13 protein-coding genes are annotated in these 12,704 nt (G+C 67.9%); 12 read left to right on the top strand and 1 reads right to left on the bottom strand.

Annotated features, from left to right (window positions below; translation table 11 throughout):
* Positions 1 to 33: 33 nt before the first annotated feature.
* Positions 34 to 318 (top strand): integrase core domain-containing protein, encoded by a 285-nt coding sequence (locus tag ACWIBS_RS06610; protein WP_376128945.1) that lies wholly within the window; start codon positions 34 to 36, stop codon positions 316 to 318.
* A 158-nt stretch (positions 319 to 476) separates the two neighbouring features.
* On the opposite strand, the gene ACWIBS_RS06605 is transcribed toward ACWIBS_RS06610, so the two are convergent.
* The gene (locus ACWIBS_RS06605) at positions 477 to 773 is read right to left on the bottom strand and encodes a metal-sensitive transcriptional regulator (RefSeq protein WP_206477275.1); all 297 of its coding nucleotides are present in this window, start codon (positions 771 to 773) and stop codon (positions 477 to 479) included.
* Positions 774 to 893: 120 nt separating this feature from the next.
* Here ACWIBS_RS06605 and ACWIBS_RS06600 point away from each other — a divergent pair, with 120 nt between their 5' ends.
* The 11 genes from ACWIBS_RS06600 (at position 894) to ACWIBS_RS06550 (ending at position 12,662) form a co-directional block, all read left to right on the top strand.
* A complete protein-coding gene (locus tag ACWIBS_RS06600) occupies positions 894 to 1,079 on the top strand; it encodes a hypothetical protein (RefSeq protein ID WP_206475469.1) in 186 nt (61 codons plus the stop codon).
* A gap of 26 nt (positions 1,080 to 1,105) precedes the next feature.
* Positions 1,106 to 1,468, top strand: a complete 363-nt coding sequence (locus ACWIBS_RS06595) for a thioredoxin family protein (protein ID WP_376128943.1) — start codon at positions 1,106 to 1,108, stop codon at positions 1,466 to 1,468.
* A 208-nt stretch (positions 1,469 to 1,676) separates the two neighbouring features.
* Entirely contained in the window at positions 1,677 to 3,095 is a 1,419-nt protein-coding gene (locus ACWIBS_RS06590) for an MBL fold metallo-hydrolase (RefSeq protein ID WP_376128942.1), read from the top strand.
* A 21-nt stretch (positions 3,096 to 3,116) separates the two neighbouring features.
* The gene (locus tag ACWIBS_RS06585; RefSeq protein WP_206475466.1) at positions 3,117 to 3,908 is read left to right on the top strand and encodes a sulfite exporter TauE/SafE family protein; all 792 of its coding nucleotides are present in this window, start codon (positions 3,117 to 3,119) and stop codon (positions 3,906 to 3,908) included.
* A gap of 17 nt (positions 3,909 to 3,925) precedes the next feature.
* A complete protein-coding gene (locus ACWIBS_RS06580) occupies positions 3,926 to 4,537 on the top strand; it encodes a DUF4395 domain-containing protein (protein WP_376128940.1) in 612 nt (203 codons plus the stop codon).
* 23 nt (positions 4,538 to 4,560) lie between these two features.
* Positions 4,561 to 4,941, top strand: coding sequence for a rhodanese-like domain-containing protein (locus ACWIBS_RS06575; protein ID WP_206475464.1), 381 nt, complete (start codon positions 4,561 to 4,563; stop codon positions 4,939 to 4,941).
* Between the two features lie 617 nt (positions 4,942 to 5,558).
* Positions 5,559 to 6,401 carry a universal stress protein gene (locus tag ACWIBS_RS06570; RefSeq protein WP_376128938.1) on the top strand — a complete coding sequence of 281 codons (843 nt, stop codon included), beginning with the start codon at positions 5,559 to 5,561 and terminating at the stop codon, positions 6,399 to 6,401.
* A gap of 105 nt (positions 6,402 to 6,506) precedes the next feature.
* The gene (locus ACWIBS_RS06565) at positions 6,507 to 7,724 is read left to right on the top strand and encodes a PucR family transcriptional regulator (protein ID WP_376128936.1); all 1,218 of its coding nucleotides are present in this window, start codon (positions 6,507 to 6,509) and stop codon (positions 7,722 to 7,724) included.
* A gap of 216 nt (positions 7,725 to 7,940) precedes the next feature.
* The gene (locus tag ACWIBS_RS06560) at positions 7,941 to 9,074 is read left to right on the top strand and encodes a COG1361 family protein (protein WP_376128934.1); all 1,134 of its coding nucleotides are present in this window, start codon (positions 7,941 to 7,943) and stop codon (positions 9,072 to 9,074) included.
* A gap of 46 nt (positions 9,075 to 9,120) precedes the next feature.
* Positions 9,121 to 11,442, top strand: coding sequence for a Xaa-Pro dipeptidyl-peptidase (locus ACWIBS_RS06555; RefSeq protein ID WP_376128932.1), 2,322 nt, complete (start codon positions 9,121 to 9,123; stop codon positions 11,440 to 11,442).
* Between the two features lie 98 nt (positions 11,443 to 11,540).
* Positions 11,541 to 12,662, top strand: coding sequence for a PQQ-dependent sugar dehydrogenase (locus tag ACWIBS_RS06550; protein WP_376128930.1), 1,122 nt, complete (start codon positions 11,541 to 11,543; stop codon positions 12,660 to 12,662).
* Positions 12,663 to 12,704 lie beyond the last annotated feature (42 nt).

The raw sequence follows: 12,704 nt of genomic DNA, 5'->3' as shown, positions 1-12,704 counted from the left end.
CCGTTCCGGTCGCTGAACTTCGAGCTGTTCATCATGCGCCACCCCGAGCTGCGGCACGTCCGCACCCGGGTGAAGTCGCCGGGCCAGAACGGGTCACGCGAACGCGGGTTCGGGACGTTGAAGTATGAACGGCTGTTCCTCGACGAGATCCCAGACGCTCTCACCCTGATCGAGCGGGCGGAGGACTACCGGGCCGAGTACAACACCGAGCGCCCTCACGAGGCGATCGCCTGGAACCGGCCGCTGGAGGTGCACATGGGCCTGGCCGACCCCACCATCCCCACCTTTGAAAGAGAAGAAATCCTGCCACCTACTTGACGCGGGACAACCACGACCCCTTCTGGATGGTCGCGCAGTATCTTGTGAGCGCACGATCGATCAGAGTGAAATTGCCCTCCGTTGACACCGTCACGCTAACGAGCCTTCGCGAGTGGGGATGTGATGGAAATCCCCGCGGGTTAGGTTGAGGCCGACGGCTAGGCGAGCGTGAGAAAGAGTTTCTCGAGTTCGTCTTGATCGGGGGCGCCCTCCGTGCCTGGGTGGTTCAAGCATTCTTTCAATGCGCTGGAGATCACAAGGAACCCCGCCCGGTCGAGCGCCTTGGAGACGGCGGAGAGCTGCTGCACGACATCGCGGCAGTGCGCGTCCTGCTCCACCGCGGCGATGACCGCGGCGAGCTGCCCGTGTGCACGACGCAAGCGGTTCACCACCTTGCGCTTCGCCTCCGCATCATGCTGAGCAGGAATAGGGTCTGCTGTTGTCTCATGCCCCATGACCTCTGCCTCCTTCACTGTGTTGAAACGACCTGACTTGACCAACATGATACCCCCCTGGGTATAGTTATCCTATTCCACAGGATACCCCCTGGGGTATATAGAACTAAGGAGAGCGTGATGTGTCGAGCGGTGACCTGTCGTACATGCAGGAAGACGACCTGGGCGGGATGTGGGCAGCATGTCGCGATGGTGAAGGCGGGCGTGCCCGCATCGGACTGGTGCAACGGCAAGCACACTCAGGCGCAAATCGATGCCGCGAAGGCAAACCGGGGCGGGTTCTTCTCCCGCCTGTTCGGCCGCTAAACCGCAGAGAAGGAACGGAACAGGCAATGGCTACGAGGAATCTGACGCTGGACACCTTCGAGGGTGCCGTGAACGGTGATGGCATCGTGTTCGTCGATTTCTGGGCGGCGTGGTGCGGGCCGTGCCGGGCGTTTGCCCTCACCTTCGAGCAGCATCCAGACATTGTGTTCGGCAAGGTTGACACCGAGGCCGAGCAGCAGCTCGCAGCGAGCTTCCGCATCAGCTCGATCCCGACTCTCATGGTGTTCCGCGACGGGATCCCGGTCTACGCCCAGCCTGGGGTTCTCCCTCCTGCGCAGCTCGACCAGCTCATCCAGGGCGCCCGTGACCTCGATATGGACGACGTGCGTCGGCAGATCGCCGAGCGCGGCACGCAGCCCGCCTCCTGAAACCGGCTGAGATCCACTCATCCATCCAGCACATCGTCAGAAAGGACCCTCATTATGTGCGCACGAATCACCTGCTCTGCCTGCGGCAGGCCCACCTGGACCGGCTGCGGCGAGCACATCGAGGATGCCCTCTACTGCGTACCCGAGGCCGACCGCTGCACCTGCAACTGACTCCTGAATCACTACATCACTCGAGAAAGAACTGATCATGCTGCTCGAACGCATCTATGACGAGGATCTCGCACAGGCGAGCTATTTCATCGGCTGTCAGGCGAAGGGCGAGGCCATCGTCATCGATCCCCGCCGCGACATCGATGTCTACCTCGACCTGGCCGAGAAGAACGGCATGCGAATCGTCGCCGTCACCGAGACGCACATCCACGCCGACTACCTGTCGGGCACCCGCGAACTCGCTGCGAGAACCGGCGCCCGGATGCACGTCTCCGACGAGGGCGGGCCAGACTGGACGTACGGCCCCGACTTCGACAGTGCCGTGCGCATGAAGCACGGCCACCGCATCCGGCTCGGCAACATCACCGTCGAGGCCTCGCACACGCCCGGGCACACGCCTGAGCACCTGTCGTTCCTCATCACCGACGGGGCGCAGGCGAGCGAGCCGGGTTTCATGCTCACCGGCGACTTCGTGTTCGTCGGCGACCTCGGTCGCCCCGACCTGCTCGACGAGGCCGCCGGGTTCGTCGACACCCGCTTCCGGGGCGCGAGGGATCTCTTCGCAAGCCTGCGCGACCGCTTCCTCACCTTGCCCGACTATGTGCAGGTGCTGCCGGCGCACGGCTCCGGTTCGGCGTGCGGCAAAGCGCTCGGCGCGATCCCTGCGTCGACCGTCGGCTACGAGCGAAACTTCTCCTGGTGGAGCCAGTATCTGAAGAACGACGACGAACAGGGCTTCGTCGATGAACTGCTCAGCGGTCAACCGGATGCTCACGCCTACTTCGGCCGCATGAAGATCGAGAACAAGATCGGCCCAGCCGTGATCGGCGACATGCCCGAACTCGTTGAATACACGGCAAACGAACTCCGGTCGGCGCTCGATGCCGACTTCGTGATCTTCGTGGACACCCGCCACAACAGTAAGGTGCACGAAGGTACCGTGGAGCGCTCCCTGAACATCCCGGGCGTCGCGAGGGCCGCGAGCTACGGCGCGTGGGTCTATGATCCGCAGATCGAGGATCGCCCGCTCGTGCTCCTCGCCGGCTCGCTCGAAGAGGCGCAGCAGATGCGCGACCACCTGATGCGGGTCGGCATCGACACGGTACGCGGCTACATCACCTCACTCGACGGCCTCGAACTCGTCAAGCCGAAGCTCGTGCAGCCGGAGGCTCTCGACGGCTTTGACGGGGTGATGCTGCTCGATGTGCGCAACCGCACCGAGTACGCTGAGGGCCACCTGCCAGATGCCAAGCAGCTCTCCGGCGGTCGCGTGCTCTGGAACCTCGACCTGCTGCCCGAGCCCGAGGCCGGCACGATCGTCACCTACTGCCAGAGCGGTGTACGCAATAGCGTCGCCGCCAGCGCGCTGCGCCGTCAGGGGTATGACATCGCCGAACTCGACGGTAGCTACGCGGCCTGGGCAGCGCGCCCCGGCAACCAGCCCGTCACCGCCTGACCGGCGCACTCAGGAGTCCGAGTGGAACCCCATCTGATCGTCATCGCGCTCGCTCTGGCGGCGCTGGTCGGCGTGTCCCTCGGGCTCCTGGGCGGCGGCGGATCGATCCTCACCGTCCCGATCCTCGCATATGTGCTGGGGATGGAACCGCGCGAGGCGATCGCCGCGTCTCTCTTCATCGTCGGCGCGACCAGCGCGGTCGGCATGATCGGCCACGCCAGATCGGGACGTGTGCGCTGGAAGACCGGGGCCCTGTTCGGTATCGCGGGCATGGCCGGCGCGTTCGCGGGCGGCCTGCTCGGCGGGTTCATCCCCGGGGTGGCGCTTATGATCCTGTTCGCCATCATGATGATCGTCACCGCGACCGCCATGATCCGCGGTCGCAAGGATCGCGGCGGCGCGGCGCGCGCTGCGGATCACCCGAGGCCGATCCTGCGCATCCTCATCGACGGGCTGCTCGTCGGCATCGCCACGGGCCTCGTCGGTGCGGGTGGTGGCTTCCTCATCGTCCCCGCACTCAACCTGCTCGGCGGCCTGCCCATGGCGATCGCGGTGGGCACCTCGTTGCTCGTGATCGCGATGAAGTCGTTCGCGGGACTCGGCGGCTACCTGTTCTCGGTGCAGCTGCACTGGCCGATCGTGCTCGCTTTCACGGCGACCGCCGTCGCGGGGTCGTTCGCGGGCGTCGCCCTGGCCGGGCGCATCCCCGGACGCGCGCTCCGTAAAGGGTTCGGCGTGTTCGTGCTCGTAATGGGAGCCTTCGTGCTCGTCCAAGAAGCCCCTGCGTTCCTGTCCTTGTTCACCTCAGCCTGAAACGGAAGACGCCTCCAATGATCGCTGACGCCTCAAGCGCCGAAACCCGAGCCTCGCGCATCGGCCGAGTCGTTCCCGGGCACGCGATCCCCGTCATCGACGAGCGGGCTGTGCGCGCGGCCGCGGGAATCATGTTCCTGCTGGGCGGGGCCGCATTCGCGACGGCGTTCTTCACCGGCTCGGCACAGCCGCTGCAGCCCTTCGGCATGTTCTTCATGATCGACATGCTTTTGCGTGTGACCGCAGGTGACCGCTGGTCGCCCACGCTGATGCTCGGCCGCCTTGCGGTGAAAGGGCAGCGCCCGGAATGGGTCGGCGCACCGCAGAAGGAGCTCGCATGGTGGCTGGGCTTCGGCCTCGCCCTCGTCGCCTGCGCGAGCATGGGCCTGTTCGCGGCACCGCTCTGGATCCCCCTCGCGCTCTGCGGCTCCTGTCTCACTCTGCTCTTCCTCGAGACCGCGTTCGGCATCTGCGTCGGCTGCGCCCTACAGAGCCGTTTCAGCAAGCAACCGCCCAAGTACTGTCCGGGCGACACTTGCGATACGGGTTCCAGCACCCACTTTGCTGCGCCCTGGTCTGCGCCAGTCGGACACCCGACCCCTGAACCATCCGTCACCACCAGACCATAATCAAGCTGAAAGGGCCACCCGCCATGCTCCGTTCAATCACTATCTCCCTCTCCGCTGTCGCGCTCCTGCTCGGCTTGGCAGCCTGCTCATCCGCGCCGAACTCGGCTGGCGGTGCGAACCCGGTCGAAGTCGGTGATGCCACGATCCTGCTCGACGTCCGCACCGCCGCAGAGCACTCAGCAGGGCACCTCGATGGAGCCAAGCTGCTCGACTTCAACGGCGGCGACCTCGCCGCCGCGATCCCGAGCCTCGACCCAGACGCCGAATACCTCGTCTACTGCCGCTCAGGCAACCGATCCGGCCAGGCGATCGCGCTCATGGAACAGGCCGGGTTCACGAACCTCACCAACCTCGGATCCCTCGAACAAGCAGCTCAGGCGACCGGGCTACCGATCGTGAACTAAGGACAGACCCTTATCACCTATGGGTATCGGCGCTGCGATGGGCGGCGACGCTATCGGCCCCTACAGTAAAGAGCGTTGCAAAAGTGCTAACGAAAGTGCTAAGCAACCTGTAGGTCAAGGTATCGCGGCGGAGTTATCCACAGGTCACATGTCGTAGATCGTTGATTTTATGCGGCAGAACGCTCGGCCCAGATTCGCGGCGCGAGGGGGTCGAGGTCAGTTCAACTCCCGCGTCGCCGTCGGGTTCATCACCGCGTCTTCGCCCACACCGTGCCCCGGTGCACCCCGAACTGACGAGCCACGGCCTTCACGCTGATGCCCTGTGCGCGGGCTGTTCGCATAGCGTCCACTTCCTCGTCGGTCAGGCGTGTTCGAGGTCGTTTCTTTGGTTCCGCCGACACGCCGATCAACGGGTCGTCGGCCTCGCCGTCGGACTCTGCATCCGCGCAAACCCCTTGATTCCACGCGGAAACCAGCCTCTCGACCCGAGGTCGCCTGTTCCCGCAACGCTCCATTGCTTCCACCGAAATGAAGGCACCCCGAACGGGGTGCCTTCGTCGTTTACGGCAGTATCGCGCCGCTACAGTGAGGACTGAAGCGCACGCGAAGGAGACGACATGAGCAGCACGATCGTGGTGGGTGTCACGGGGGCTCCGGCCGCTCGACGAGCCGTCGATTGGGGGGTCGCCCGGGCGGCAGCGCGTCAGCAGCGTGTCGAGCTCCTCGGCGTCGTCGGCGGTGCCGTCGGCGCAGTGGGCGAGGGCGCTGTGCTCGACGCGGCCACTGCCGCGACCCGCGAACTGCTCGAGGCTGAAAAGGCGCGGGTGGCGGCATCCGGTGTCGATGTCTCGACCCGCATCGAGGTCGGCGATCCCGTTGCGACCCTCGTCGAGGCGACGGCAGGGGCCGATCTGCTCGTGATCGGCAGCGACTACCGCGGTCCGGGTGACGGACCCGCACGCGGCGTGCACGGAATCCGTGTCGTCGCAGGATCCGCGTGCCCCGTCGCGGTCGTGCCCGACATCGATCCCGCAGAGCGGCGCGGCGTCGTGGTCGGCATCGACGGGTCGCCCGTCTCCGAGTCAGCCGTCGCATTCGCGGCTGCAGAGGCCGACCGGCTGGGCGAGCCGCTCATCGCCGTCTGCGCTTGGACGCCCCTCGCGTCGCCGCGCAACGCCCTCATGGTGCTGCCCGAGGAGTACCGCGTGAGCATGGAGCAGCTCGCGCGCGAACGACTCGCCCTCGCGCTCGCGGGTCTGCGCGGGCAGTACCCGGGACTCGAGATCGACGCGCGCGTGGCACAGGGTTTCCCCTCCGACGTCATCAACGACCTGGCCGCCGATGCGCAGATCGCCGTCGTCGGTTCCCGCGGCAGAGGCGCCCTGCGCCGCTTCCTGCTCGGCTCGATCAGCCACGAGGTTCTGCAGCGTCTGGCGACGGTGACCATCGTCGCTCGCTGACGGCAGTTGCACTTTCCCGCCAGGACATGAGAATGTGCTCATGTGGTCGCGTGGATGCGACCTCACCAGCAACGGCACTCCCTGCCCGACCCGAGCGGAGTCCACATGATCGTTCCCGACCTCGTCAACCAAGTCGCGCACGTGCTCAGGCGTCCGGCGGTGCTCGAAGACACGCGCCAGCGCATGATCGCCTTCAGCCCGCAGGATGACCGGATCGACCCGGTACGCGAAGCGACGATCCTGCGACAGCAAGCAGGCTCCGACGTCAGCGATTGGCTGCGTCGCGTTGGGGCCTTCAAGACCGATCGCGCCGTGCACGTGCCCGCGAACGGTGACCTGGAGATGCTGCCGAGACTGCTCGTGCCGGTGCGCTCCGACGGCGAACGTCTCGGGCACTTGTGGTTCATCGAGGCGCCCGACCAGCTGACGGCGGACCAGGTGTCCGTGGCATCCGAATTCGCGACTCGCATCGGTCGCGCGTGGCGGCAGGCGGAGACGGCGATGCAGGACGGCTCTGCAGAGCGGGCGGACCGCTCGATGCGGCTGCTCACCGGCTCGACGAAGATGCGCACCCGCACGGCCCGCGAGATCGTCGGCCGTGGGCACACCTGGAATCAGGGGAGCGTGCGCGTCCTCGTGCTGGCGCTGCAGGGAACCGAGCGCAAGGCGGAACCCTCCGAGGCGCTGCGCAGAGAACTGCGTGCCTCCGCGCTCGGCGCGCTTCGCGCGGTCGGCGGCGCGGGGCTGCACGGATCGATCGGGCAGCAGGGGATCGTCATTTTGACCGGAGGGGCCGGGGCCGACGACGACGCCGTCCAGGAAGCCGCCGAGAGATTCCTCACGATCGCCGAATCGCGCCTGCCGGATGTTCCCGGAGCGGGTCAGGTCGTCGTCGGCACGGGCACGCCCGTCGAGACGCTCGTGCACGCGCGCGCGAGCTACCGCGAAGCGCGGCACGCCATCGAGCTCGGAGCGGCGTTCGGGTTGCAGGAGCGGGTGCTCGCGTGGCCGAAGCTCGGGATCTACCGGGTGCTGCACACGAGCGCGCAGAACGGTCTGCGCGCCGAGGGACTGCAGCCCCGCCTCGACGAACTGCGCACGCAGCGCGACGGCGCCGTGCTGCTGGAAACCCTGGACTGCTACCTCACGACGGGCGGCCAGGTCCAAGAGGCCGCCGCGAGACTGAACCTGCATCGCAGCTCGCTCTACCATCGGCTCGCCCGCATCGAGAAGGTGCTGCGCACCGACCTGCAGGACGGCGCGCAGCGGCTCAACCTGCACGCGTCGCTGCTGCTTCTGCGGCTGGAGTCCTCGCCGCTCTGACCCATCTCCCGCGAGACTGCAACCGCGGGTCGAGACTGCGGGGTCTACCCACGGTTTCGGCGCCCCGATGCGGTCTCGCGGTCTGGGGCGACATTTGTCGCGCGGAGTAGGGTCATCTTCGGACGGCCGCATGATGAGGTCGAGACCGTCACCACCTACCATTACCGAAGACTGGGCGCCGTTGTCGCGCGCGCCAGCGGATGCAGGAGTACCCACGTGAGAAACGTCGCCGCCCGGCTCGGGGCGATCGTCAGTACGCTCGTGCTCGGCCTAGGCTTTGCGGCCGTGTCAGCGCCGGCCGCCACCGCGGCAGACGACGTCACGACTTGGGCCGTGCAGCCCTCGTCCGCCGAGGGGCCGGACGGACGCGACGCCTTCGTCTACACGCTCGCTCCGGGCGAGACGGTGACCGACTACATCGGCGTCTCGAACCTGGGGACGACACCCCTCAACCTGCGGGTCTACGCGATGGATGCCGCCATGACGGCCGACGGCGCCTTCACGCTGCCGCCCGCGGACACCCCCTCGACCGATGTCGGCACCTGGGTCGGGTTCAACGGCGACGGCGTCTTCACCGTCGAGCCGGGGACGCGCATCGACGTGCCCTTCCGCCTGACGGTGTCACCCACGGCATCGCCCGGAGATCACGCGGGCGGGATCGTCGCGTCGGTCGTCGAACTCGCCGGCGGCGGCGACGGCGAGCAGCAGGTCGCGGTCGATCGCCGCGTCGGCGCACGCGTCTACGTCAACGTCCCGGGCGATCAGCTTCCGGCGGTGGACGTGTCGAACGTCTCGATCGCCTACTCGGCGTCGCCCATCTTCGCGTCGGGCCCGGCGACGGTCTCGTTCGACGTGACCAACGACGGCAACATGCGCGTGGGGGGCCCTGCCACGATCGAGATCACCGGCCCCTTCGGGCTGTCGCTCGATGCGGTCCACGAGATCGAGGTGCCCGAGATTCTGCCGGGCGCGACCGTGACCCTCAGCGCCGAGCTGGAGGATGTGCCGCCCGCACTCCTGCTCTTCGCGACGGTCACCCTCGAGCCCATGATGTCCGGCGCGGCAGCCGACGTCGATGGCGAGCATTCGGCGACCGGGATGGCCTGGGCCGTGCCGTGGCTGCTCATCGTCGCGCTCGTGATCGTCATCGCGATCATCGTGCTCGTCTGGCTGCGCGGCCGTCGTCTGCGCCAGCGCCTCGCTGCGGCAGAAGCGGCCGCAGCCGAAGCCACGGCGGCATCCGCTGCGCGCGAATCCGTGACCGAGCCGAGCGGCACCGCCGCCGGTCCGACGGAGGTCGCGCTCGAGCGCGACCTCCCCGAGTCCGATGAACCTGCTCGCTCCAGCTGACGCGAGCACACCCGCCTCTCACCCGATGAAAAGGAGAAGCAGTAACATGCAACATTCCACCAAGGCCACCGCGCGACGTCGCGCTCTGGCCGTAGGGATCGCGGTTCCCGCGGTCGCCTGCAGCCTGGTGTTGGCGGCCAACCCCGCGAACGCCGACACCGCGACGACGCCCACGTTCGTCGACGGGATGGCACAGGCGGTCTTCACGACCGACCGCAACGCCTGGATCCGCGAAGAAGCGTGGGTCGAGAGCGAGATCGACTCCGACGGAGACGGCAAGCTCGACCTCATCCACATCGACGTGACGCGCGTTCCCGAGACCGCCAATGGCCTCAAGGTTCCCGTCGTCTTCGAGATCAGCCCGTACTACGCCGGCGGCGGCGCCGTCGAGAACTGGTCCGTCGACCACGAGCTCGGCGCTCCTCCGACCTCGAAGCCGGGCTTCCCCGCGCCGCGGGAACCCCGCACCAGCCCGAAGATCTCCTCGAGCCACGAGGCGACCTGGGTTCCGCGCGGCTTCGCCGTCGTGCACGCCGAGGGCATGGGCTCCGGCTTCTCGGAAGGCTGCCCCACGACGGGCGGTGTCAACGAGACGCTCGCCGGCAAGGCCGTCGTCGACTGGCTGAACGGCCGGGCGAAGGGCTACACGAGCATGGACCGCTCGCAGCAGGTCACCGCTGACTGGACCACCGGCAGCGTCGGCATGATGGGCACCTCGTACAACGGAACGCTCCCGACCGCCGTCGCCACGACCGGCGTCGAGGGCCTCGACGCGATCGTCCCGATCGCGGCGATCTCGAACTGGTACGAGTACTACCGCTCGGACGGCGCCGTGCGCGCGCCCGGCGGCTACCAGGGTGAAGACGCCGACGTGCTCGCCGACTACGTGCACACGCGTCCCGACCAGGCCACCTGCCAGCCCGTCATCGACCAGATCCGCGCCGAGCAGGACCGCGTCACGGGTGACTACAACGGCTTCTGGGACGAGCGGAACTACCTGAACGACGTCGACAAGATCAAGGCGGCGACGCTCGTGACGCACGGTCTGAACGACCGCAACGTCATGATGACGAACGCGTCCGACCTGTACACGGCGCTCAAGAAGACCAGCACGCCGCACCAGATCTACCTGCACCAGGGTGGTCACACCAGCACCCTGCCCGCGGACATCGTGAACCGCTGGTTCACCCGCTATCTGTTCAAGCACGAGAACGGCGTCGAGAGCATGCCGAAGGCGACCGTGCAGCGCGAGGATCGCGTCAACACGCCGTACGCCAACTGGCCCGACGTGGCTGCGGCCGACGTGACGCTGAACTTCCACGCGGCCGATGTCGCGAACGGTGTGGGAACGCTGGCCTTCGGCACGGAGCGCGACGCCGTCACCGAGACGATCATCGACGACGCATCGCTGCGCACGCAGGCGCTGGCTGCAGCCGCTGAGTCGCCGAACCGCCTCGTCTACCAGACGAACGCTCTGACGGACTCGGTCCGTTTCTCGGGCACGCCCCGCGTGTCGCTCGACATGGCGGTGGACCGCGAGAAGGCGAACCTCTCCGCCGCTCTCGTGGAGTACCCGGCGAACGGTGCACCGAAGATCATCACGCGCGGTTGGATGGACGTGCAGAACCGCGAGTCCGCTGCGCGCACCGACGCGATCGTGCCCGGTGAGTTCAACCAGTTCACCTTCGCGTTCGAGCCGCACGACTACGTGTTCCCGGCCGGATCGAAGATCGGCGTCGTCGTGACGTCGTCGGACAACGAGTTCACCGTGCGCCCCGCGCCCGGCACGAAGCTGACCGTCGACCCCTCGGGTTCGTCGCTCACGCTGCCGGTCGTCGGCGGTGCGCAGGAGCTGCTCGCCCGCCTCGGCGCCAGCGGACCCGGCACCGACCACCAGGTCATCACGACCGAGGTCGAGCAGGGCACGCTCTCGCTCACCGTCACCAGTGACGAGCCCGTCGTGCTCGAGTCGGTCGCCCTCACGGGTATCGACCAGACCACGACCGGCGCGCTGCACCCCGTCGACGTCCTCGATGCGCGCGGCACCGCCGCGGGCTGGGACCTGACGGCGCAGATGTCCGACTTCACGAGCGGAACCGGCAGCATCCTGGGTGAGAACCTCGGATGGACCCCGAACGCGCGTGCGGCGGACAGCGACCTGCCCACCGACGGCTCGCAGAACTCGGTCGTCACCCCGGGTGCACCGGCTGCTCCGGGAACCGGCATCGGCGACTCGGCGACGCTCTGCGCCTCCGCCGCAGGACACAGCGCGGGTTCGTTCACGTGCGGTGCTGACCTCGTGCTCGGCGTGCCGGGCTCGACCCGGGTCGGCACGTACTCGGGCGTTCTGACGCTGACGCTCATCTGAGCCATCGGACGGGTGGTGCGCGGCGGCGAGTCCGCCCGCACCACCCGTTCGTGTTTCCGGACCTTGCGTCGGCGGCGCGTCTGCATGAGCCTGGACATATGCCTCACCGCCGATCCGCCGTGCTCGTCGCGGTGATCGCGCTGGCTCTGGCCGCATCCGGGTGCACCGCCGACAGCCCCTCGCCGCGTCCGACATCCGCCCCTGCGGACACGCCGACTCCGGAGGCAACGATGGCGCCGGCCGGGGCCTGGCGCGTTGCCGATGAACCCGAAACGCTCACGGAGGGCCTTTCGGCGCCCTGGTCCGTCGCGCCGCTCCCCGGGGGCGGCGCTCTCATCTCGGAACGCGATTCGGGCACGATCCTCGAGCTCACGCCGACGGGCGATCTGCGCGAGGCGGGACAGGTGCCGGGGGTCGTCGCCGACGTCGAATCCGGCCTCCACGGGCTCGCCCTGCTCGAGGCCGACGACGCGACGTGGCTGTACGCCTACCACGGCACCGACGCCGACAACCGCGTGATCCGGATGCCACTGCTCGGCCCCGAAGGAGCACTCGAGCTCGGCGCGGGCGAGGTGATCCTCAGCGGCATCCCGCGCGCGACGACGCACAACGGGGGACGCCTGGCCTTCGGCCCGGACGGTTACCTCTACGTCACGACGGGTGACGCGCAGTACGGCGACGGCGCCCAGGACCCGGACTATCTCGGCGGCAAGATCCTGCGGGTGACGCCGGACGGACGGGCCGCGCCCGGCAATCCGTTCGACTCGGTCGTCTGGTCTTCCGGGCACCGCAACGTGCAGGGCATCGCGTGGGCCCCGGACGGCACGATGTGGGCGAGCGAGTTCGGTCAGAACACCTGGGACGAACTCAACCGCATCGAACCCGGAGGCAATTACGGGTGGCCACTCGTCGAGGGCGACAGCACCGACGCGGAGTTCATCGCCCCGGTCGCCGTCTGGGCCACCGCCGACGCGAGTCCGAGTGGCATCGCCGTCGTCGGCGAGACGGTGTTCATCGCGGGACTGCGCGGCGCGCGGCTGCTCTTCCACGATGCGACGACGGGCGAGACGGGCGTCGCACTGACCGGCCAGGGCCGCCTGCGCGACGTCGTCGCCGCGCCCGACGGCACCCTGTGGGTGCTCACGAACAACACCGACGGCCGCGGTCAGCCCGACGCCGGCGACGATCGGCTGCTGCGTCTCACGCTGGTCGAGAGATAGAGGCCGCCTGGGCGGATGAGCCGGCGCGCTTATGCTGTCCGG

This window comes from Microbacterium sp. NPDC055442 (assembly GCF_053644215.1).
This window is presented reverse-complemented; position numbering and strand designations above follow the sequence as displayed.